At 61.1% G+C, this 22,005-nt stretch carries 15 protein-coding genes, 1 tRNA gene and 1 rRNA gene; 9 read left to right on the top strand and 8 right to left on the bottom strand.

Features of this window, described 5'->3' with window-relative positions:
- Together rrf and AB0P14_RS04105 are read left to right on the top strand one after the other, a co-directional pair.
- Positions 1 to 92 (top strand): 5S ribosomal RNA (gene rrf / locus AB0P14_RS04110); the annotation flags it as partial.
- A 299-nt stretch (positions 93 to 391) separates the two neighbouring features.
- The gene (locus AB0P14_RS04105) at positions 392 to 2,632 is read left to right on the top strand and encodes a putative transposase (protein WP_363838069.1); all 2,241 of its coding nucleotides are present in this window, start codon (positions 392 to 394) and stop codon (positions 2,630 to 2,632) included.
- Between the two features lie 188 nt (positions 2,633 to 2,820).
- Here AB0P14_RS04105 and AB0P14_RS04100 read toward each other — a convergent pair whose 3' ends face one another.
- Together AB0P14_RS04100 and AB0P14_RS04095 are read right to left on the bottom strand one after the other, a co-directional pair.
- Positions 2,821 to 3,852: a LacI family DNA-binding transcriptional regulator gene (locus AB0P14_RS04100; RefSeq protein WP_363838066.1), complete on the bottom strand. Its 1,032-nt coding sequence runs from the start codon at positions 3,850 to 3,852 to the stop codon at positions 2,821 to 2,823.
- Positions 3,853 to 3,874: 22 nt separating this feature from the next.
- A complete protein-coding gene (locus tag AB0P14_RS04095; RefSeq protein ID WP_363838063.1) occupies positions 3,875 to 5,629 on the bottom strand; it encodes a glycoside hydrolase family 13 protein in 1,755 nt (584 codons plus the stop codon).
- A gap of 312 nt (positions 5,630 to 5,941) precedes the next feature.
- Here AB0P14_RS04095 and AB0P14_RS04090 point away from each other — a divergent pair, with 312 nt between their 5' ends.
- The 5 genes from AB0P14_RS04090 to AB0P14_RS04070 all read left to right on the top strand — a co-directional run bounded on the left by AB0P14_RS04090 (position 5,942) and on the right by AB0P14_RS04070 (position 13,895).
- Complete coding sequence (locus tag AB0P14_RS04090) at positions 5,942 to 7,240, top strand: maltose ABC transporter substrate-binding protein (protein WP_363838061.1); 1,299 nt, start codon at positions 5,942 to 5,944, stop codon at positions 7,238 to 7,240.
- A 267-nt stretch (positions 7,241 to 7,507) separates the two neighbouring features.
- Complete coding sequence (locus tag AB0P14_RS04085) at positions 7,508 to 9,046, top strand: ABC transporter permease subunit (RefSeq protein ID WP_363838058.1); 1,539 nt, start codon at positions 7,508 to 7,510, stop codon at positions 9,044 to 9,046.
- Entirely contained in the window at positions 9,043 to 9,969 is a 927-nt protein-coding gene (locus AB0P14_RS04080; RefSeq protein ID WP_363838056.1) for a sugar ABC transporter permease, read from the top strand. The genes AB0P14_RS04085 and AB0P14_RS04080 overlap by 4 nt, the downstream gene beginning before the upstream one ends.
- A gap of 2 nt (positions 9,970 to 9,971) precedes the next feature.
- Positions 9,972 to 11,837 carry a glycoside hydrolase family 13 protein gene (locus AB0P14_RS04075; protein WP_363838053.1) on the top strand — a complete coding sequence of 622 codons (1,866 nt, stop codon included), beginning with the start codon at positions 9,972 to 9,974 and terminating at the stop codon, positions 11,835 to 11,837.
- Positions 11,838 to 12,500: 663 nt separating this feature from the next.
- Positions 12,501 to 13,895, top strand: coding sequence for an FAD-linked oxidase C-terminal domain-containing protein (locus AB0P14_RS04070; protein ID WP_363838050.1), 1,395 nt, complete (start codon positions 12,501 to 12,503; stop codon positions 13,893 to 13,895).
- A gap of 133 nt (positions 13,896 to 14,028) precedes the next feature.
- Here the strand turns inward: AB0P14_RS04070 and AB0P14_RS04065 are convergent, their stop codons facing one another.
- The 4 genes from AB0P14_RS04065 to AB0P14_RS04050 form a co-directional block, all read right to left on the bottom strand.
- On the bottom strand, positions 14,029 to 15,396 hold the full coding sequence (locus tag AB0P14_RS04065) for a DUF4032 domain-containing protein (protein ID WP_363838048.1): 1,368 nt from the start codon (positions 15,394 to 15,396) through the stop codon (positions 14,029 to 14,031).
- Between the two features lie 104 nt (positions 15,397 to 15,500).
- Complete coding sequence (gene ugpC / locus AB0P14_RS04060; protein ID WP_363838045.1) at positions 15,501 to 16,601, bottom strand: sn-glycerol-3-phosphate ABC transporter ATP-binding protein UgpC; 1,101 nt, start codon at positions 16,599 to 16,601, stop codon at positions 15,501 to 15,503.
- 142 nt (positions 16,602 to 16,743) lie between these two features.
- The gene (gene otsB, locus AB0P14_RS04055) at positions 16,744 to 17,529 is read right to left on the bottom strand and encodes a trehalose-phosphatase (protein WP_363838042.1); all 786 of its coding nucleotides are present in this window, start codon (positions 17,527 to 17,529) and stop codon (positions 16,744 to 16,746) included.
- A complete protein-coding gene (locus AB0P14_RS04050; RefSeq protein ID WP_363838039.1) occupies positions 17,519 to 18,976 on the bottom strand; it encodes a trehalose-6-phosphate synthase in 1,458 nt (485 codons plus the stop codon). The genes otsB and AB0P14_RS04050 overlap by 11 nt, the downstream gene beginning before the upstream one ends.
- Positions 18,977 to 19,159: 183 nt before the next feature.
- Here AB0P14_RS04050 and AB0P14_RS04045 point away from each other — a divergent pair, with 183 nt between their 5' ends.
- On the top strand, positions 19,160 to 20,059 hold the full coding sequence (locus AB0P14_RS04045; protein WP_363838035.1) for a thioredoxin domain-containing protein: 900 nt from the start codon (positions 19,160 to 19,162) through the stop codon (positions 20,057 to 20,059).
- Positions 20,060 to 20,209: 150 nt separating this feature from the next.
- Positions 20,210 to 20,283: transfer RNA gene (locus AB0P14_RS04040), tRNA-Thr, on the top strand.
- A gap of 179 nt (positions 20,284 to 20,462) precedes the next feature.
- Here the strand turns inward: AB0P14_RS04040 and AB0P14_RS04035 are convergent.
- Positions 20,463 to 21,647 (bottom strand): site-specific integrase, encoded by a 1,185-nt coding sequence (locus AB0P14_RS04035; protein WP_363838033.1) that lies wholly within the window; start codon positions 21,645 to 21,647, stop codon positions 20,463 to 20,465.
- Positions 21,648 to 21,726: 79 nt separating this feature from the next.
- On the bottom strand, positions 21,727 to 21,942 hold the full coding sequence (locus AB0P14_RS04030; protein WP_363838030.1) for a helix-turn-helix domain-containing protein: 216 nt from the start codon (positions 21,940 to 21,942) through the stop codon (positions 21,727 to 21,729).
- Positions 21,943 to 22,005 lie beyond the last annotated feature (63 nt).

Raw genomic sequence — 22,005 nt, 5'->3', positions numbered from 1 at the left:
CGCCCGGTCCCATTCCGAACCCGGAAGCTAAGACCCACAGCGCCGATGGTACTGCATTCGTGAGGATGTGGGAGAGTAGGACACCGCCGGACAACCAGTAAAGGGTCGAGGCCCCGCACCACAAGGTGCGGGGCCTCCCCACATTAACAACCAACAACAACCAGGTAGCAGGGGTTAGCAGCCACAATCTATCTGGCTTCCACTTCGAAACTGTTGATAACGTTATGAAACTATTCGAGACTCAGGGCTCTTGACATAGCGATTTAGTGAGTGTCCAATTTCGTTGGATTGACGGGGTTTTCCTGTTGTCCGCGGCCGTTAATTTCCACACTTTTGTGAGATAATAAAGGTGTGATGATTATTGGCGTGCGTGGGTGAAACAATGGTTTCAATGACCACCCAGACTGACTTTCCCGTGCTGGCCGACCTCGGCGCCAGACTCATTGGCGATCGTGCCGCACTGCTGGAGAACGTGGCTGGCGGCAAGGTCTTCATCAATGGCCAGTTGGCCTTTGTCTGGGAGCCCGGACAGGACGGAATCCGCCGGTTCGCAGCCTCCCAGCTAGTGGATACCGGGGTAGCCCAGGTCAACGAAGTTGCCGCTGGCTTCGGCATCAATACCGAGTCGCTGAGGCGTTGGCGCAAGTCCCTTGAAAACACCGGATTGATGGGACTCGCTCCGGTGAAGAAGGGACCCAAACGACCCTCACTGCTCACGCAGGAGAAGGCAGTAGAAATTCATACTCATCGTGCCGGTGGGGCGAGCCTACGGGCAACCGCGGCAGCGACCGGGGTCTCTACTGACACGGTTCGGCGCGCCATGGCCATGATCGAAACCCCACTGGATCAGGCCGCCACGACTGATCCTGCAGCCGTGGTTGAAAAGTCACCCGCCCAGCAGGAATTACCGCTCCCACCTGCCCCGATGGATCGTTCCGGTGAGCGGGCTGCGGCTAGGGCGGGGCTGCTGCAATCCGCTGCCCCGGTCTTTGCCCCTGCCACTGGTGCCAGGCATGCCGGCTTGTTTCTGGCCATTCCCGCTCTGGAAGCCACCGGTCTGCTCTCCTGCGCGAAGACCGTGTATTCGGCGCTGCCGAACGGGTTCTACGGGCTGGAAACCGTCCTGATCGATGCGGTGTTGCGTGCGTTGGCGGGAGAGTCCCGGGCCGAGGGAGCAACCCGCTTTGACCCGGTAGAGCTGGGCCGGCTGTTGGGCATGGACCGGGCCCCGGAAGTGAAGACCATCCGCCGCAAGATCGACCAACTCGCCCAGGCCGGCAAGGCCGGGGACCTGATTGCGGCCCTGGCCGCCCACCACCTCAAATCCACGGGTCCTGGCGGGGAGGACCTGGCAGCGATCCTCTACGTTGACGGGCACGTGCGCGCCTACCAGGGCACGAAGAAGATCGGCAAGCTCTACTCCACGAGGCTGAAATTCCCCGTCCCAGCGACCGAGGAAACCTGGGTCAGCGACGCTAACGGTGCCCCCGTGTTCGTCGTCATGGCCGCCCCCGGGGCGTCCTTGGCCGGTGAGCTGCGCGACCTCCTGCCAGAACTCCGTGTTGCTGTTGGGGACGAGCGGCGGGTGCTGGTCGGTTTTGACCGTGGCGGCTGGTCACCAACCCTGTTCAAACACATGGATGAGAACGGTTTTGATGTGCTGACCTGGCGCAAGGGCGAGACCGCGGACATCAAAGAAGAGCACTTCCACGACGTCTCCCATACGGACGAGCATGGTGAAGTAAAAACCTGGGTCGTGGCCGATACCCTCGTTGACCTGCCCCTGAACACCACGAAGAAGAATGGTGAAGTGTTCCAAATCCGCCAACTCAGCCGGATTGTGGCCACCACGGGTGGCGAAACGCGTCAGATTCACATCCTCACCACCGACAGGACCCTCCCTGCGGGCGAAGTGGTATATCGGATGGGGAACCGGTGGCGGCAGGAAAACCAGTTCCGTTACGCCCGTATGCACTTTGACCTAGAGTCCCACGATTCCTACGCCAGCACCGATGATGATGAGGAGCGGATCGTGCCCAACCCGGCCAAGGCCAAGTCGTATCAAAAAGTCGTGGCCGCCCGGAACGCCCATGCGGAGGCTGCTGCCATTGCCGATATCAACCTGATGGCGCTGAAAACCCCAGCAGAAGGCTCTAAGGAACTCTCCGTAACAGTCACCAGTGCCATGCACAACCAGATCACGGCACCCTTATGGGAAGCCGAAAACGCGTTGATCGCCGCGGAGAAAGCCCACAAGAAAATCCCCGCGAAGCTGCGTCTAGGCGATCTGAGCCCGGGCCAACAAGTCCTGGATACCGAAACGAAAATGATCCATACCGGGATCCGCATGGCGGCCTACAACACCGCGATGACCCTCGCCCGCGAGATCCGCACCAATACCGGCTACCGACGTGCCAACCAGGAAGCACACGCCCTGATGCGTCAGATACTCAACCAGCCCGGGGACATCGACACCACCAAACGGGGCCACCTCACCATCACTCTCGAGCCACTACCCACCCAGACCAAAACGATGGCAGCCGCCAAACTGTGCGAACACCTCACCGCCACGAAAACCTGCTACCCCGGCACCACCCTGATCCTGCACTACAAAATCAAAAACAACGCCTGACCCCACAACAATTACCTCACCATGTCAAGAGCCCTGAGACTGCAGAACACGCGACAAATCCGCGATTCTCATCGCATCATCTGCGTTCTCGAATCCAGCCGGCAACAAACAACAATGGCCACCCTTACCAGGGTGGCCACACTTGTTTAACAACCCCTGTCTAACAAGCCCTTGAGTCCCAAGCAGAACTACTGCACCGCCGGCACAGCCGTACTGCTGCGCACCACCAACTGCGTAGGGAACTCCTCAGCCACCGGTTGATACGCAACAGCGGCATCGTGAGACGACTGCTCCAAACGAGCCAGGATACGGCGTGCCGCCAGGGCACCCTGTTCGCGGGGCTTCTGGTCAAAAGTGGTGAGCCCAAAGACTTGGCCCAGCTCATGCCCATCAATGCCGATGACCGAAAGCTCTTCTGGAACTCGCAACCCAAAGTCTCTCGCCGCAAGAATGGTACCGATGGCCATTTCATCGGAAGCTGCGAACACTGCAGTGGGCCGCACTAGACCTTCGCCTAACAGGGCGCGGGCGGTGGCGTAAGCGCCCTGTACGGTGAAGTCGGAGCTGCGCTGCCATGCCTCGGAAGTAGGCAGCGCAGCCTGTCCCATGGCAGTTTGGTAACCGCTGCGACGAGTCCCGGGCAGCTTAAAGTCAGAATCGTACTCATGATCTCCGCCAATATGCGCGATCCGGGTATGACCTAACCCGATCAGGTGCTCAGTAGCCCGCCTCGCCAAGTCAAAGTCATCGACGCGCAAACTGTCGGCACCAGGCAAAGGACCTCCAATCCCCAACACGGGCCGGTGAATCGCCAACAGCTGGCTCACCTCAGACTCGGTGAGTTCCAGCGAAACGGCGATGACGGCGTCGAGCCTCTTTCGCAGCAGGAAATCAGTCAGAATGGTGGCTCGGTGGCTCTCATTTTGGCTGGTGGTGTAAAGCGTGAGGTCATAGCCGGCCTCGATGAGCACCTCGGAGGCACCATCGATCACGCTGGAATAGAACCAGCGGTTGACGCCGGGAACCACGATCCCAATGTTGTGATTTCGGCCAGAGGCCAAGCTGGAAGCAGCATATGACAACACGAAGCCAAGTTCCGCGGCCGCGTCCTGGGCCAGTTTGCGGCTCTTGGCAGAGACGCTGCCTTTGCCGCCCAAGGCGCGAGAAACTGTGGCTATGGATAGTCCGGAAAGTTCCGCCACCTCTTTGATGCCCGCCACTTTTTGCCCCTCGGTCCTTGCATCACAATTTTAGCCAGATAGCCTCGGACGATTCTAGTACAGCGCTGTCGCCGAGGCCAGGCAAAGACCTTGCAATGACGGTGCCAGCGGGCAATGCCAGGGAGTCACTGCCGGTATTGATGAGCACCAGCGTGCTTCCGTTCAGAAACGCCAGGGTATTTTCCGTGCAGTATTCCTCGGCCCACGCCAGTGAACCTGTGCCCAGATTGAGCTCGCGCCGTAGCGCTAGAGCCTTGCGGTACAACGCCAAGTGCGACGCCGGATCGTTGGTCTGGGCATCGCGGGCGTAGTCTGACCAGTCCAAGGGCTGGGGGAGCCACGGGGCGGCTGGGGCAGCGCCGTCGCTGAATCCAGCAGCCGGGCTGTCGGCTTTCCAGGGGAGCGGCACACGGCAGCCGTCTCGGCCCAGACGTTCGCCACCGGTGCGGGCAAACGTGGGATCTTGGCGAGCCTCATCCGGCAGTGTGGTGTGGTCTGGGAGGCCCAGCTCTTCGCCCTGGTAGAGGTAGCACGCACCGGGTAGCGCGAGCATAAAGAGGGAAGCCGCCGCCGCACGTTGGCGGCCAAGTGCGAGGTTGGGCTGTTCATCGCCGGCGCCTATGCCATCGCCGCCGCGAGGGCTACCGCCGTCGTACCCGAAGCGGGAAGCATGACGGACCACGTCATGGTTGGAGAGGACCCACGTGCTGGGCGCACCAACGGCATCGAAGGCGCGCAGGGAGTCCTCAACCACGGTCCGCAGCGCGGGTGCGGAGAATCCGGTGCCGAGGTAGGGGAAGTTGAAGGCTTGGTGCATCTGGTCGGGGCGTACCCAATCGGCCATGCGCTCCAACGGGTCAACGTTGGCCTCGGCGCACAAGATTCGCTCCGGTCCGTACTCGGCGAGGACCTCGCGCCAACGGCGGTAGATGTCGTGCAGGGCGGGTTGGCCGAACATGGGAGCGAGGTGGCCGGGGAAGCCTTCGATGCTGCCACCCCAGGCTGTACCGCCCCAGTCAGGTAGGCCGTCGGCCTTGACGAGGGCGTGGGCCACATCCACGCGGAATCCGTGCACGCCGCGATCGAGCCAGAAGCGCAGGGTTTCTTCGAATTCTGCCTGGACGGTGGTGTTCTCCCAGTTGAAGTCGGGCTGGGTGGAATCGAAGAGGTGCAAGAACCACTGCCCGGCCTCGCCGGTGGCCTCAGTGACGCGGGTCCAGGCCGGGCCGCCAAAGTGCGACTGCCAGTTGTTCGGCGGAAGGGCGCCGTCGGGGCCCTTACCCTCGCGGAAGATGAACACATCCCGTTCCGGACTGCCGGGGGCTGCTGCGAGGGCAGCCTGGAAGAGTTGGTGCTGATCGGAGCAGTGGTTGGGGACCAGATCGATGATGACGCGCAGGTTTAGTGCGGTGGCTGTTTCCACCATGTGGTCGAAGTCTGCCAGCGTGCCAAAGAGCGGATCCACTTGGCGGTAGTCGGAAACGTCGTAGCCGGCGTCGCGCTGCGGTGACTTGAAGAACGGCGAGAGCCACACGGCGTCTACGCCCAATTGAGCCAGCTGGCCCAACTCCAGAGTGATTCCTGCCAAGTCACCTACGCCGTCACCGTTGCTGTCCCGGAAGGACCGCGGGTAGATCTGGTAGATCACGGAGTCGGTGCTCCAATGCGGTGCGCCCTCGGGAGCAGCCGCATGGATGGGTGTCAGGGCGCCGGCAGCTGAGGTGGCGGGCGCAAGGGTGGCCGGGGAGGCGCTGAGATCGGAGAAGGTGGCAGACATGGATACAACCTTAGATAGTAATCACCAAATTGTAAACGTTCTCACAACTGTTACAAATACTTGACTGGCAGGTGGCGGTCTGCCAAATATGCCGAAAACACGGGAGATAGGAGGCTATGTTATGCCGATCAAGGGCCGACTGACGTGAAGAGAGCTCCGCCTCCTCGAGAAAGTATCAACGTAGTGACTTGCTTTTTGGAACCGCTTACATGTACCTTTGAGAATGCTTACGCTCTGTGAGGTAGGCCACTTACGTTATTTTTTGCCCGCAAACGCCTCCACATGGATGCTGGGCTCAAGAAAGGGACACCAATGAAGTTGCCAAATACAAGTGCCAACCCCGTCAGTCGTCGCGTCTTTGCCGTTGGCGCGTTGTCGGCAGTGGGCGCACTCGCGCTCAGTGCCTGCGGCGGCGATACCAAGCCCACCACCTCCGCATCGCCCACCACCTCGGATTTGGCGGCTGGCGGAGCCACCACCATCACCATGTGGGTTGACGCTGAGCGCTCACCGGCGCTGAAGGACATTGCAGCGAAGTTCAAGGCCGATACCGGCATTGAAGTAAAGCTCGTCATCAAGGACTTCGCCGCAGTGCGCGATGACTTCATCACCCAGGTTCCCACCGGCAAGGGCCCGGATTTGATTGTTGGCCCGCATGACTGGGTAGGCAAGTTCGTCCAGAACGGTGTGATCGCACCGGTTGAGCTCGGTGATAAGACCTCCGCGTTCTCCAAGACCTCCATCAAGGCCATGACCTTCAACGGCTCAACCTATGGCGTCCCGTACTCAGTAGAAAACATTGCTTTGCTGCGCAACACGGACTTGCTGCCGGCCGCAGTCACCACCTTCGACGAGGTCATCGCCGCAGGTAAGGGTGTTGTCGATTCCGGCAAGGCCCAGTACGCGTTCCTGGTGGGTCTGGATCCCAAGCAGGGCGATCCCTATCACCTCTACCCGCTACAGACCTCCATGGGTTCGGCCGTCTTCGGCCTGGACGCCGATGGTGGTTACGATCCCAAGCAGCTCATCCTAGGTGAGCCGGCCGGCGTCGAATTTGCCAAGAAGCTCGTGGAATGGGGAGATACCGGTTCCAAGGTACTCAACTCCAACATCACCGGCGACATTGCCAAGGAAGAGTTCAAGAACGGCAAGAGCCCGTACTTCCTCACCGGCCCGTGGAATGTCCCGGATCTGCAGAAGGCTGGCATCAAGGTCGCCGTTGACCCGCTGCCCACCGCAGGAGACAAACCCGCGCAGCCGTTCGTCGGCGTCAACGGCTTCTTCATCAGCGCCAAGAGCGCCAATGCCCTGGCCACCACCGAGTTCGTCACCAACTACCTGACCACAGAGGCCGCCCAGGACTCCATGTTCACGGCTGGCGGGCGTCCTCCGGCGTTGACCGCGTCCTTCGAAAAGGCTTCCTCGGATCCCATCGTTGCGGCCTTCGGCAAGATTGGCGACAACGGCGTGCCCATGCCCGCAATCCCCGAAATGGATGCCGTCTGGAACGACTGGGGCGCCACCCAACTCGACATGATCAAGGGCAAGGGCGACCCGGCCACTGACTGGCCCAAGATGGCTGCCACCATCAAGTCCAAGATCGGCGCGTAAGCGCACGTTCGAGCAAGATCTGCACCGCCAGTAGTACCTGTAAGACCAGTAAGTAGAGGTGCGTGGTGCCCGGCCACACGGCTGGGCGCCACGCACCGTATCGTCGCCTGTGAAGCACTGCAAGAGGATAGCCACGTGATGCGAGTTCCAGAATCCACCAACGACGCCGGACCCGTACCACGGGTGAAAAGCGGCACCAATTCTCCCGATGGCCCTGCAACGAAGAATGGCTCAGGGAAGCCGGGTTCGCCCAAGAGGAGCCACGGCATGGAATCGCTGAAATCCACCATGGTCAAAGTGGTGTTGTTGGGTTTGGTGGATGCCTTTGCGGTATTCGTGATGATCACCCTGTTCCTCAGTGCCTCTTGGACCATCTTGGCCATCGCCGCCGCAGTCACGCTGCTGATCAACTGGATTTACCTGCGCAAGGGCGGCCTGCCAGCCAAATACTTGGCCCCGGGCGTGTTCTTCCTGGTGGTTTTCCAAGTGTTCGTGGTCCTGTATTCGGGCTATATCGCGTTCACCAACTACGGCGACGGGCACAACAGCACCAAAGCCGATGCGATCTCGGCCATCCAAATCACGGCCCAAAAACGTGTGCCGGATTCCCCCGCATTTAAAACATCTGTGCTGAAACAAAACGATGAGCTGTTCCTGCTCTTCACCAACCCCGACGGCACCGTCACCATGGGTTCCTCCACCCGACCCCTGTCAACGGTCACCGATGCAACGCTCGATGGCACCGGCAAGGCCGTGTCCGTCCCCGGCTATGACGCTCTGAATTTCGCCCAAATCGTGGCCAATCAGAACGACATTCTGAGCATCTCCGTCCCCGTGTCCGAGGACGCCGCCCAGGGCAGCCTGCGCACAGCCGATGGCAGCACAGCGTACGCGTTCAAGCCCAGCATGGTCTTCGACAAAGCCACCGACACGTTCACCGACGTGGAAACCGGCACCACCTTCACCGATAACGGCGAGGGCACCTTTGCCTCCGCGGACGGCGAACGGCTGGCTACGGGGTGGAAGATCAATGTGGGCTTCGATAACTTTGTCCGGGCCTTCACCGATCCCAATCTGCGCGCCCCGCTGCTGAACGTGATCGCCTGGACGTTCACCTTCGCCATCGCCTCCGTGATCCTGACGTTCGGCCTGGGCCTGTTCTTGGCCATCACCTTCAACCGGGAAGATCTGCGCGGGAAGAAGGTCTACCGGGTGCTGATGATCCTGCCATACGCGTTCCCCGCGTTCCTTTCAGGCCTGGTGTGGTCCGGTATTCTCAATCCGCAATTCGGCTGGCTGAACCAAACGTTGCTAGGCGGGGCAGAGATCGGCTGGCTCACGGATCCAATTCTGGCGAAGATCAGCGTCCTGGTGGTGAACCTCTGGCTCGGTTTCCCGTACATGTTCCTGGTCTGCACTGGCGCCCTGCAATCGCTGCCCGCCGAGCTGGATGAGGCGGCCCGCATGGACGGCGCCGGAGCGTGGCGCGTGTTCCGTTCCATCAAGTTGCCGCTCCTGCTGGTCTCGATTGCCCCGTTGCTGATTGCCTCCTTCGCGTTCAACTTCAACAACTTCAACGTCATCTATATGCTGACCGGCGGCGGGCCTCGCTTCGAGGACACCAGCCGCGACATCGGCTCCACGGACATCCTGATCACCCTCGTGTACAAGGTGGCGTTCGGGCAGGGAACGGGCCGCGATTACGGCTTGGCCAGCGCCTTGGCCATTGTCATCTTCATCATTGTCGCCACCGTTTCCGCCGTGAGCTTCAAGCAGACCAAAGCACTTGAGGAAGTGAACCGATGAGCACCACCACCGTTCCTGTTCGGCCCACACCAGAGACCGCCCCCGAGCTCCTTGCCGCCAAGCGCCGCCCCTTCGGTGTCTGGTTCAAGGACAAGGGCTGGCGCCACTTGGTGGGCGTAGTGGTCACCCTCTTCGCCATCTTCCCGCTGCTCTACGTCCTCTCGGCAGCTTTGAATTCCAATGGCACGCTGGCCGGCACCAAGGGCCTGTTTACGAAGATCGACTTCGTCAACTTCATCAACTTGTTTAACGATCCGGCCCGCCCGTTCGGCCGCTGGTTCATCAACACCCTGGTCATTGGTGTAGTGACCTCCGCTGCCACCGTGTTCTTGGGCGCCATGGCCGCCTACGCCTTCTCCCGTATGCGCTTCAAAGGCCGCCGCATGGGCCTACTTTCGTTGCTCCTGCTGCAGATGTTCCCCCAACTATTGGCCGTCGTCGCAATTTTCTTGTTGCTCAGCGGCATCTCCGATGTCATCCCGTCGCTAGGTCTGGGCAGCCAGCTGGGTCTGATCATGGTCTACCTTGGCGGCGCGCTGGGCGTGAACACGTACCTCATGTACGGCTTCTTCAACACGATCCCGCAGGAGCTCGATGAGGCCGCCAAGATCGACGGCGCCTCCCACGTGCAGATCTTTTTCGGCATCATCTTGCGCCTGGTCACCCCCATCTTGGCCGTCGTGGCGCTGCTGTCGTTCATCAGCATCTCCAGCGAGTTCGTGATCGCCTCGGTGGTGCTGACGGATCCCGACTCCCAGACGCTGGCCGTGGGCCTCTATTCCTTCGTGGCAGACACCCGATCTAAGAACTGGGGCATCTTCTCCGCGGGCGCCGTTCTGGCCGCAGTGCCTGTCATGGCGCTGTTCTTGTTCCTGCAGCGGTACATTGTGAGTGGTTTGGTTCAAGGTGGAGTAAAGGGGTAAACATGGCAGGCAATCAACCGCACCACGATGGTTCGGCTCTGTATGTGGGAAGTTCGACGCCGGAACTGGGCAAACGTGTGACCCTGCGGTTGCGTGTTCCTCAAGTTTGGGGGAGTGCCTCGCGTGTGTGGGTGCGTAGCGTGCAGGACGCCGAGCCGCGTTACGACGAAGCCACCGTGCTGGGGGAGTCTGACGGCTGGGTGTGGTGGGAGGCCAGCATGCTGCAGGTGAACCCGGTGGCCCTGTACCGCTTTGTCATTGAGACGGCCGGCAGCGCGGACGACGGCCCCAGCTATGCGTATTTGAACAATGCGGGCCTGCACAATCGGGACACCTCCGATTACAACGACTTTCGTGTGACCGCGGCCAAGGCTGCGCCGGCGTGGTCACACGATGCCGTCATGTATCAGGTGTTTCCGGACCGCTTTGCCCGGTCCGCTGCGGCTGACGCTCGGCCCACCCCGGAGTGGGGCGTGGCCTGCGAGTGGGATACGCCTGTGCAAGGTAGCGGCCCGGATGTGGCCCGGCAGTTCTATGGTGGCGACCTTGATGGTGTGACCGAAAAGCTTGATGAGCTGGCGGCATTGGGTGCGGACATCGTCTACTTGACACCGTTCTTCCCTGGGCGCTCCAACCACCGCTACGACGCCTCAACGTTTATGTCGGTGGATCCCTTGCTCGGCGGGGATGTGGCCCTCATCCGCTTGGTCGAGGCGGCGCACGCCCGCGGCATGAAGGTCATGGGCGATCTGACCTCCAACCATACCGGCGATGCCCACGAATGGTTCAAGCGCGCCCAGGCTGACCCGAACAGTGTGGAAGCTGGCTTCTATTACTTCAACGAGGACCGTACCGGGTACGAATCCTGGTGGGGTGTGCCATCGCTGCCCAAGCTCAATTGGGCCTCTGAGGCTCTGCGTGAGGCCTTCGTCACCGGCGAAGATTCCGTGGTGGCGCACTGGCTCAAGCCGCCGTTTAACTTGGACGGCTGGCGTATCGACGTGGGCAATATGACCGGCCGCTTGGGTGCCCAGAACATCAACAAAGAAGTTGCCGCGCTCATTCAGGACCGCATCCTGGAGATCAACCCCAACGCGCTGCTTCTCGGTGAGGAAACCTCGGATGCTGGCGCCGATGTGGACGGTTTCGGCTGGCAAGGCGCCATGACGTACTCCAACTTCACCCGTCCCCTGTGGCAGTGGTTGGGCAACCCGGCCGCGCGCGTGGACTTTTTCGGTGCACCGATGGCCGGCCCGCCCAAGGTGGCGGCCGACGTCGTGCTTGAAACGCATAAGGATCTTTCCAGCGCATTCTCGTGGCCAGTTCGCAAGGCGACCATGAACGCGCTGAACACGCATGACACGGCCCGGGCGGCGAGCGTCATGATCCCGGGTGGGCCGCTGGTAGCTGCCGCGCTGTCCATGCTGGTGCCGGGGATCGCGGTGATTTTTGCCGGTGATGAGTTTGGTCTGGAAGGGTGGAATGGTGAGGATTCACGCACGCCTATCCCGTGGGACGAGCCAGAACGTGTGGTCACCGATCTGCGTTCTGCCTATGCCGCGCTGACCGAGCTTCGGCACACCAGCCCCGCGGTGGCTGACGGCGGAATGCGGTGGCTGATGGCCGACCGCGATGTGCTGGCCTTTGTGCGCGAATCGCCGGAGGAGTCGTTGCTGGTGGTGGCGACGCGCGCGCCGGCACTGTTCCCGGTGTCTGAGCTGGGGCTCTCCGCTGCGGATGCGCAGGCTCTGGCGTTGGCACCGGCGTTCGCCACGGCAGAGTTCGGTGCTAGCGAAGAGAAGCTGCAGCTCGATGGGCCGGGCGCGTTTGTGTGGCGGCTGGCCGGAGTTAAGGTGCCCGAGGCCTGAGGGTTGGGCCCCTGGCAGTTGGGGCTGCCGGGGTGCCCGCCGCGCCTGTTGCGCTTTCGGCGCCTGATGCGCCTGCCAATTTGGTCAAGAACCCGGTCTCAGCGACGCCAAGTTGCAGTGTGTCAGCCAGCAAATGCATGGCCGGACCCAGGGAATCCTGGTTTAGGTCCTTCGTACAGATGCGATGGAAAAGTTCTTCCGAGAATTGCAAGCTCAGAAGGTGCAGGTATCGCCCGAGATTGTCTAGCGCCTGAAGGAGAAGTAGGAGCTCCCTTGTTGAGAGGGTGCGAGGTTCCAATCTGGAGACTTCGGAAAAGAACTCGCGTGCCACCAGCTGCACAGCTGCCATGATGTGATGAGAATCGGAATTGGCGGTTGCTGGAATTGAAGTACGGGCGAGGCTGGTTAGTTGATTGAGGCGTTCAATGCTCTCTCCTACCGTTGAATCGGTAGGAGGTTCATCAGGTGTGCTGCCGGTGCTGTCCATAGCTGAACTCTAGGCCCGGAATCCAGGGCATTAACAGGGGCAGCTGTAGCAGTGTGGGTGGTGGTTGGTGTGGCATGCCCTGTGGAGGAACTCTCCTGATGCCGCGGTACCCGCGTGTGGCAGATTGGTGCCGATCTCCTAGACTAAAAACAGCGTCTAAGAGAGGTCTGTGGGGCATGGCTATACAGAAGTTTGGGTTGCCTGTGGGGTTTGCGGCGCTATTGAGGCGGGAGCTGCGGGCAGGTCAAATCAGTGTGGCCGCTGCTGATCTGCAGACGTTCGCGATCGATCAGGGGCCCGTGACCGATTATCAGCAACCGCTAGCTGTGGTGTGGGCTGAGAGTGTTGCCCAGGTACAGGCCGTGGTGCGGGCAGCTGCTGCATTCGGCGTCCCGTTGGTGACGCGCGGGGCGGGGACCGGGGTGTCGGGCGGGGCTCATGCCACGGCCGGGTGCGTGGTAATCAATTTAACTCGCATGAACCAAATCCTTGAGATCAACCCGCAGGACGAAGTTGCCCGGGTAGAACCGGGCGTCATCAACGGCGACCTCAACGACGCCGTGGCCGTGCATGGGTTGATGTTTGCGCCGGATCCGGCCAGCTTCAAGATTTCCACCATTGGCGGGAACATTGCTACGAACGCCGGAGGGTTGCGCTGCGCCAAATACGGCGTCACGCGCGATGCCGTATTGGCCCTGGATGTGGTGCTGGCTGACGGATCCTTAATCCGTACAGGGCACCGGACATTCAAGGGCGTTGCTGGGTACGATCTGACCAGTTTGTTTGTTGGTTCCGAGGGAACGTTGGGGATCGTCGTCGGGGCCACGGTGCGGCTGCGGTATCTGCCGACTATTGTGCGGACCCTGGCTGTGTTCTTCCCTTCTGTGCAGCAGGCTGCTGCCGGTGTTCTGGCTCTGGGTGCGGCTCGTGTGCAGCCGTGCATTCTGGAACTGTTGGACGGGCCGTCGCTGCAGGAGCTGGACGTCCGCAACGGCAGCAATCTCTCGTCGCGGGGGACGGCCTTGTTGCTGATCCAGTTCGACGGCCTGGCGGCAGAAGCGGAAGAGGCAATTGCCGCCGTCGAACTTGAAAAGGCGGGTGGCAGCGTCAACCGGGAAGACCCGGAGCAGGCGGCGCGTCTGGTGGAGTTGCGGCGCAACAATCGCGGGCTGGATGTGGACGCCGAGAACCGGGTGGGTGAGGATGTGGCCGTGCCGCGCTCGCAGCTGGTGCATTACATTACGGCGCTGGAGGAGATGGCGCGGCGGCATGGAGTGAATCTGCACGTCATTGCGCACGCCGGCGATGGCAATCTGCACCCCACGTTCTCCGTGCCTGGGTTTGAGCCGGCCGGCATTGCGGCGTTGAATGCTGCGCTGGATGAATCCATTGACAAGGCGCTCGAGCTCGGTGGGACCATCACGGGCGAACACGGGGTGGGCCAGTACAAGCTGCGCTGGCTGCCGTTGGAGCAGGCTGCTGAGGTGCTGGAACTGCAACGGAACATCAAGGCGCTGTTCGACCCGCAAGGAATCCTGAACCCCGGCAAGGCCATCCCCGGGCACCCCTAGCCGCTCCACCCCTTGACGCTAGTGCAGCAGTGGCTACTTTTGCGCCGACGCTATCGCAGCAATGGTCAGCTTTTCGGGCTGCGATAGCGTCGTGAAAAAAGTGACCATTGCTGCGATAGCGTCCGTTGTGGGGTTAGTCTTCGAACTCGGCGTCGGGGAGGACTCCGCCTTCTAGCATTTTGATGGTTGCCGTGTCGGTGCTGAGCATGATGGCGTCTTCGTCGCGGCGGAAGCGCAGAATATTGTCCACATACGACTGCACAGCCTCGGCCAGCGGCACGTTGCGTTCCTCGTCCTTGGACTTGTACCAGCGGTGCTCCAAGACCTCATGCACCACCTCGGCCGGTTCCAACTTGCCGCCAAGCTCACGCGGGATGGAGCGGACAATGGGCTCAAAGATGGAGCTGACCCATTCGTGCGCGCTGATCTCCTCATCCTTGATGGGATCCATGTCGTTGCGGAAGGAGTCCATATCGTTGAGCAGGCGACGGGCCTGGTTCTCTTGGGCGTCAATGCCGGTCAGGCGGAGCAGACGGCGCTGGTGGTGGCCGGCGTCGACCACCTTGGGCTGGAGCTGAATAGTGGCGCCGTCGGGGGTGGTCTTGATGGCGTATTCCTCGACGTCGAAGCCGAGCTCGTTCAGGCGACGGATGCGGGCGCCCACACGCCAACGGTCCTCGAGTTCGAACGATTCCTTTTCGGTCAGCTCCGCCCACAGGCGGCGGTAGCTTTCCATGATGAGCTCGCTCGTGGCGACAGGATCCACCTTCTCTTCAATGAGCCCGCCCTCGAGCAGATCCATGAGTTCGCCGGCAATGTTGACGCGGGCAATTTCGAGATCGTATTCGCGCTGGCCCGTGGATAGATCCGGGTAGAGCTCGCCGGTCTCGGCATCCACTAGGTAAGCGGCGAAGGCGCCGGCATCACGGCGGAAGAGAGTGTTGGAGAGGGAGACATCGCCCCAGTAGAAGCCCACCAAGTGCAGGCGCACCAGCAGTAGTGCTTGAGCGTCAATGAGGCGGGTCAGGGTGTCGCGGCGCAGCTTCTGTGAGAACAGGGCGCGGTACGGCAGCGAGAACTTCAGATGCCGGGTGACCAGCACCGGGTCCAGCGGTGCGCCGCTAGGGGTGGTGCGGCCGCTGATGACGGCGACCGGTTCCACACAGGGCACATCTAACCGGGCCAGCTTGCGCAGCATGTGGTATTCGTGGCGGGCCACATGTTCGGAGGTTTCCTTGATGGCAATGACCGAACCGTCGAGGTGCGCAAAGCGGACCACGTGCCGGGAGATACCGCGGGGGAGGGCAGCTAGGTTTTCGGCCGGCCACTCCTCCAGCCGGATGTGCCACGGCAGGTCCAGCAGACCGGGGTCGGCACTGGCTGCAGTGATGTTCAGCGACCCCAGCACCGGTGCCGGTGGCGCACTTTGCCGGGGCAGCTTGCCACGCTGGTCAAAGTCGGTGGGCTCGTGGTTCCACTTGGCGCCTGGTTGTTCAGTCATGGTTCAAATTCTCTCTTAAAAGGTGAGGCGCGGTTGCCTGCTGGAAATCCAACAGGCAACCGCGCCTCAATCAGGTGTCAGTCAGCGATTGACCAGCGGCGACGTTAGTCGCGCGAGATGGCCTTGTCGCCCAAGCGGGCGCCGGAGGTGGCATCGAAGAGGTGCACGTGGCCAACCTGCGGGCGGACGTGGATGGTGTCGCCCTTCATCGGTGGGCGGCGACCGTCGACACGAACAACCATGTCGCGCTCTGCGCCGTCGATGATGGCGTGGCCGTACACGTAAGCGTCGGCACCGAGTTCTTCAACGACGTCGGCTTCTACTGCCAGGCCTTCGCCGGCGCCAACAACCTCGAGGTCTTCGGGACGGACACCCACGGTGACCGTGTTGCCGGCGGCTTCGCCGAGCACGGCGGAAGGCACGGGGTAGATGGCTCCACCGAACTTCACGCCGCCATCAACAACGGGCAGTTCCAGCAGGTTCATGGCGGGGGAGCCAATGAAGCCGGCAACGAACACGTTCTGCGGGGCATCGTAGAGGTTACGCGGGGTGTCAACCTGCATCAGCAGGCCGTCCTTGAGGACTGCAACGCGGTCACCCATGGTCATGGCCTCAACCTGGTCGTGCGTCACGTAAACGGTGGTGACGCCCAGACGGCGGGTCAAGGAAGCGATCTGCGTACGAGTCTGAACACGCAGCTTGGCATCCAAGTTGGAGAGGGGCTCATCCATGAGGAATACCTGCGGGTTACGCACAATGGCGCGACCCATGGCAACACGCTGACGCTGACCACCGGAGAGTGCCTTCGGCTTGCGGTCAAGGTATGCCTCGAGGTCCAGGAGCTTTGCGGCTTCCTTGACGCGCTTGGCACGCTCTTCCTTGGAAACGCCAGCGATCTTCAGGGCGAAGCCCATGTTGTCAGCGACTGACATGTGCGGGTACAGCGCGTAGTTCTGGAAGACCATGGCGATGTCGCGGTCCTTCGGCGGAACGTCTGTGACGTCGCGGTCGCCGATGAGGATGCGGCCGGCGTTGACATCTTCCAGGCCGGCGAGCATGCGTAGGGAGGTGGACTTACCGCAACCGGAAGGTCCAACCAGAACGAGGAATTCGCCATCGGCGATGTCAATGTTGAGCTTGTCAACAGCGGGCTTGGTGGTGCCCGGGTAAATGCGTGTCGCGTTGTCAAAAGTTACTGTAGCCACAGTAATAAGTCCCTTCATCGGCAGGTACGTGCCGAACGATCCGTTGTGAATGGTTGGTGTAACAGCAGACCGCACGCCACCTGGGCGGCGAAACAGTCTGACTTATGAAGTATGACACATTTCCGGCATGGGCGAGATCACATTACGGGTTGAAGTGCCTGGTGCGGGCCGCCAGCAGCAGTTCCAGCACGTCCGGGAGCTCATCCGGGCCGCCGATGCGGAATTCGGCGGCCGTGGTGCCCGGCCCCACCTTGATGCCGAGGTCGCCGGGGCGCAGCACCTCAAAGGCGTGTTCGTCGGTGACATCGTCCCCGGCAAAGAGCGTGGCCGTGGCGCCGGTGAGCTCGCGCAGCATAGTGAGGCTTTGTCCCTTGTTGGACTTGATAGCGGAAATTTCCAGCACCATCTTTCCCGTGCTCAGGTGCAGGGCCGGATGTGCGTTGAGCTCTTGAATGACAAGTTCGACGGCGGCCAGTGCGTCCTGTTCTTTGGCCAGCCGGTAGTGAAGCACGACGCCGGCTGGTTTGTCCTCCAGCACCGTCCCCTTAAAGAGGGTGGTGGCTTCGGTGACGGCGGCGCGGGCCAGTTCCAGCGCGGCTGCCTGTTCCGTTGTGAGCGCCAGAGCTGGGGAATCTGGTCCCAGCCACGTTTCGGCACCGTGGCTGCCCACCAAAAGTGTCGGTTCCGGGGGAGTGGCGACAGTCCGCAAACTGGCCAGGGCCCGCCCGGAGACGAGGGCCGTCGTCGTGCGTGGGAGTTGGGCGAAGGCGGCCAAGGCTGCGGCCGAGCGGGGGAGTGGGCGGGAATCGGCGGCATGGTCCACCAGCGGTGCCATGGTGCCGTCGAAGTCCAGGGCCAGCAGTAGGTGGGGTGTGCGGGCCAGCGCGGTGAGGGCGGTGCGGAGAGCAGCCGAGACGTCAGCTGTCATCGCGGACCGCCTTTTGCGCCAGGGTGTTGAGGAAGTCCTCGCTCCAGCGTTGGACGTCGTGGGCGAGAATTTGCCGGCGCATGGCACGCATGCGGCGGCTGGATTCGGCCTTGGGCAGGTTGACGGCGCGCACAATGGCGGCCTTGAGGCCGTCGATGTCGTGGGGGTTGATCAGCAGGGCCTGCTTGAGCTGATCGGCGGCACCGGTGAACTCGCTCAGGACCAGGGCGCCGGAGTTGTCGCCGCGGGCCGCAACATATTCCTTGGCGACCAGGTTCATGCCATCGCGCAGGGCGGTGACGAGCATGACATCGGCGGCGAGGTACAGGGCCACCATTTCCTCCACAGGGTAGCTGTGGTGCAGATAGCGGATAGCCGTGTTTTGAATGGTGTCGTGCTGGCCGTTGATACGGCCCACCATGCCTTCAACATCTTCGCGCAATTGCTTGTAGGTTTCCACGCGCTCGCGGCTGGGGCTGGCCACTTGGATGAGGGCTGCGTCTTCGACCTGGACAGCGCCGTCGTCGAGCAATTCGCCGTAGGCCTTGAGACGGTGCGTGATGCCCTTGGTGTAATCGAGCCGGTCCACGCCGAGGAGAACGGTTTTGGGGTTGCCCAGGTCTTCGCGGATCTGCTGAGAGCGGGCGATCACGTCCGGGTTTTCTGCCAGCTGTTGGATCTGGGATACATCGATGGAGATGGGGAACGGTTCGGCGCGGGCAATGTGGGTGATGTGCCCGGATTCGTCCTTGACGTGTACCTGCCGGGCCTTGACGCCGGCGCCGAGGAATCGGCGGGCCGAGCGCAGGAAGTTAGCGGTGTCGTTGGGGCGCTGGAAGCCGAGCAGGTCAGCTCCGAGTAGGCCTTCCAGAATGGCCTTGCGCCAGGGCATCTGGGCAAAAATTTCCGGGGAGGGGAAGGGGATGTGGTTGAAGAAGCCGATCCGCAGGTCCGGGCGCAGGGCACGCAAGTACTGGGGAACCAGCTGCAATTGGTAGTCCTGCACCCATACGGTGGCGTTGGGTGCGGCTGCGCTCGCAGCGGCCTCAGCGAAACGCTTGTTGACCACTTGATAGGTGTCCCACCAGGTGCGGTGGAACTCGGGGGTGGCGATGACGTCGTGGTAGAGCGGCCACAGCGTGGAGTTGGAGAAGCCTTCGTAGTAGAGCTCCACCTCATCCTCGGAGAGGGGGACGGGGAAGAGGTCCATGTTGTCGTGGTGGAACGGGGCAAGGGTCTCGTCTGCGGCGCCGTGCCAGCCGATCCACGCGCCTTCGCGCGTAGCCATGACGGGAGCCAACGCGGTGACGAGCCCGCCAGGGGAACGCCGCCAGCCGTCGTCGGACTCTTCTTGAGGAACACGGTCTACCGGCAGGCGGTTGGAGACGACGATGAAGTCTGAGTTGCCAAGGCGTGTGGTGGGCTTGGCAGAGGATTTTTGAGGCACGTGCAACTCCCTTAGTTAGCTCTCGGGCTAGTGCCAGCCTAGCGGGTGGGGCGTGCGCGGCGTCATAGTCAGTCTCTTTGGGGGAGGAGTGTCATCATTCGGACTTCTCCAAGGTTTGTCTCATAGGATTAGCACTAACCGGCCGTACCCCGGCTTTTTTCATGCCCAAGAACTTGAGGAATTATGAGCTCTAAAAACGAACCGCGGTTAAGCAAGGCAGAGCGCACATCGCAGGCGCGCGAGCAGGCGAAGGTTATTCGCGATGCTCAGCTGAAGAAGGAAAAGCGTAATGGTTGGCTGATTCGTGGTGGTGTTTTGGCTGCAGCTGTGGCGATTATTGTCATTATTGCTCTGATTGTTATTAACACGCAGAAGGCCAATGAGCCGATTGCGGACAGCGGTGCGGTGCCGAGCAGCATGAACGCTTATGGCGGTATCACCTTGGGTAAGGACGGCGTGCCGATCAAGCCGACGACGACCGAGACCACCGTTGATATTAACAACGTGCCGGAACTGCCGACGGCGCCGGCTGAGAAGGCGTTCGATCTGGACAAGATCGGCATCAAGGCAAGCGCCGCTGGCGAGCCGATCCAGACAGTGGTCTACTTCGATTTCCTGTGCCCGTTCTGCAACCAGTTCGAGACGCAGTACGGCCCGGAGCTGAAGGCACTGGCCAACGAAGAGAAGATCACCGTGGAGTACCGTTCACTGGGCTTCTTGGACCGCCTCTCCGGTGGTACTAACTACTCTTCGCGTGCAGGCGCAGCGGCAGCGTGTGTTGCCGATACGTCACCGGATAAGTACCAGGCCTACTTGGACAAGCTGTTTGTTGAGCAGCCTGCCGAGAACAGCAAGGGCATCAACAACGCCACGCTGGCCAAGTACGCCACCGAGGTAGGGGCAGCGGATATCACCAGCTGCATCGATAACAAGACGTTCCGCCCGTACCAGGCGAACACCACGTTGCTGGCCTCGGCCCACGGCATCGCCTCGACCCCCAGCGTGTTCATGGATGGCGAGCAGTGGCTTTCCCCTGAGCCGTTCGATGATTTCAAGACGCGTATTTTGGCGGCTAAGAAGTAGGTTTTTGCTTGCTTGCGGGCCGCGCTCGCAGCTGCCGGTGTTTTTACGAAGGCGTGAAACCGGCTTTCCCGGGTGGCTTTGCTACCTGGGGAGCCGGTTTTTTGTTTTCTGTGCTCCTGCGGTAACCTTGTGAAGCGCTTGATTGCGTTTGCCTCCTTAGCTCAGCTGGCCAGAGCACCGCTCTTGTAAAGCGGGGGTCATCAGTTCGAATCTGATAGGGGGCCCAAAAAGCCCGGATTTACAGGGATTTTGGAAGTGAGAATGGCCCCGAAAGGGGCCATTTTCAACTTAACTCATTAAAAACTCATTAAATTGACGCTTCTTTTTGGGGTTGAGGGTTCGCTGATTACGGTGGTTTGTCGACAGTGGTCGACAATTTTGAGGCTCAGCGCGGCAAAACGAATCATTCCTCGGCGTCAGATTCGGAGGCTTCGGGCTGGGCCTGAAGTGGCTTTTTCGCTTCGATGGCCAAGGGAGAGGCGAATCCATCGAGAGCTGCGCGTGTGTCCAGAGCTTCCTTGTATTCCTCGATGTAGTGCTCTTGGGTCATCGCGATTTTTGAATGCCCGAGTTGGTAGGCGGCGGCTTCGGCACCCATGGATCTCGCGATGACGGTGGCATTGGACTTTCTCAAGGTCCTGAAGGTGACCCAGTCGTAGCCGATGCTATCCGCGGCCTTCCGCCAGACCTTGCCCACGTTGTTCGCATCGATGAGGGTACCGGTGGACGAGGGAAAGACTAGGTTTATTGGATTCGGCGAACTGGTAGTTTCCTGGCGTAGTCGCCTCTTTCGAAGTTCGGCAACCAAGAACGCCGGCAGCGTCAGGCGGCGGACGCCGTGTCTGGACTTCGGATGGTCCTGGATCCGCACTCCGCCACTGGTGGTTCTAATGACAGTGGCACTGATCGACACCGTGGGCGGGTCGGATTCCAAATCGATGTCCTCCCAGTGGAGCGCGAGGAGTTCGCCGGGGCGAAGCCCTGTGCCGACAAGGAAGTCTGCGATTTCGTGTAGTTCTTGCATGCGGGGCCTGCCGAGGGCAGGTGCCTGCTCCCAAGCGATGAGTTTGCGGCGCAGGTCTTGATATTGCGTCATGTCGAGCGCCTTGGGCTTCGCTGTCGAGTTCTTGGGGATGGAAACGCCGACGACAGGGTTTACAGTGACTGCGTCGTGGCGGAGCGCAACCTTGAACATCCACGACAGCACGGCCCCGCACGACCTGGCGGTGGACGAACCGACGTCCGAGACGAGCGTCCGGATGAAATGGTCAACGACTCCGGAAGTCACTTCGCTAATGCGGACAGAGCCGAGAGCTGGTTTGATGTATTTCTTCACGCAATATGAGTACTTATCCTTTGTGCGGTCTGCCTTGTCGGAGGCTTCCATTTCAACGAGAAATACGTCAATGAGCGTGTTAACTCTGTCCTTAGCAGACACGACTCCATACCGTGGTGTTTGGCGTTCCTTCAGCTTCACTTGAATGTTGCGCTGGGCCGCAGTAGACGATGGGCCACGTGCCTCGACCAGCCGAAGCGCGCCGTCCATGTCGCGATAGTAGGCGCGGGCGCGCCAAGAATGGGGTGTCATCCGTTTTGTCCGAATAACACCCCAGTTTCCCAAGGGGATGGGTAACCTGGACATGATGATTCCGTCGGTTCTGCGGGGCTTACGGATCCGACCGGAGCGAGAGCCAGGCTTCAAAGTCTTCCTTGCTGACGCGCAGGTGACGACCGATCCGGTAGGCGTGCGGACCGATGCCCTTCGCACGCCACTGGTAGAAGGTCTGCAGCGGAATCTGCAATTCGGTGCAGATCTCCGTGGGGGAGAGCCACTGAGTGGTGTCGGGATCGATGTGACGGCTGTTCTGGGTGGAGATGCTCATGTCGGTACCTTGCCTTCAATCTTGCCGGCGACTGAGTGCCGGAAGGATGGATTCGATACCTAA

This window comes from Specibacter sp. NPDC078709 (assembly GCF_040686795.1).
Taxonomy (GTDB): Bacteria; Actinomycetota; Actinomycetes; order Actinomycetales; family Micrococcaceae; genus Specibacter.
The sequence above is the reverse complement of the archived record's forward strand: the minus strand, read 5'-3'. Positions and strand labels throughout refer to the sequence as shown.

Excerpts from the sequence above, each read along its gene's own strand:
- AB0P14_RS04105 (WP_363838069.1), top strand. The coding sequence starts at position 392 with ATGACCACCCAGACTGACTTTCCCGTGCTGGCCGACCTCGGCGCCAGA.
- AB0P14_RS04095 (WP_363838063.1), bottom strand. The coding sequence starts at position 5,629 with ATGTCTGCCACCTTCTCCGATCTCAGCGCCTCCCCGGCCACCCTTGCG.
- AB0P14_RS04090 (WP_363838061.1), top strand. The coding sequence starts at position 5,942 with ATGAAGTTGCCAAATACAAGTGCCAACCCCGTCAGTCGTCGCGTCTTT.
- AB0P14_RS04085 (WP_363838058.1), top strand. The coding sequence starts at position 7,508 with ATGGAATCGCTGAAATCCACCATGGTCAAAGTGGTGTTGTTGGGTTTG.
- AB0P14_RS04080 (WP_363838056.1), top strand. The coding sequence starts at position 9,043 with ATGAGCACCACCACCGTTCCTGTTCGGCCCACACCAGAGACCGCCCCC.
- AB0P14_RS04075 (WP_363838053.1), top strand. The coding sequence starts at position 9,972 with ATGGCAGGCAATCAACCGCACCACGATGGTTCGGCTCTGTATGTGGGA.
- AB0P14_RS04070 (WP_363838050.1), top strand. The coding sequence starts at position 12,501 with ATGGCTATACAGAAGTTTGGGTTGCCTGTGGGGTTTGCGGCGCTATTG.
- AB0P14_RS04065 (WP_363838048.1), bottom strand. The coding sequence starts at position 15,396 with ATGACTGAACAACCAGGCGCCAAGTGGAACCACGAGCCCACCGACTTT.
- otsB (WP_363838042.1), bottom strand. The coding sequence starts at position 17,529 with ATGACAGCTGACGTCTCGGCTGCTCTCCGCACCGCCCTCACCGCGCTG.
- AB0P14_RS04045 (WP_363838035.1), top strand. The coding sequence starts at position 19,160 with ATGAGCTCTAAAAACGAACCGCGGTTAAGCAAGGCAGAGCGCACATCG.
- AB0P14_RS04035 (WP_363838033.1), bottom strand. The coding sequence starts at position 21,647 with ATGACACCCCATTCTTGGCGCGCCCGCGCCTACTATCGCGACATGGAC.
- AB0P14_RS04030 (WP_363838030.1), bottom strand. The coding sequence starts at position 21,942 with ATGAGCATCTCCACCCAGAACAGCCGTCACATCGATCCCGACACCACT.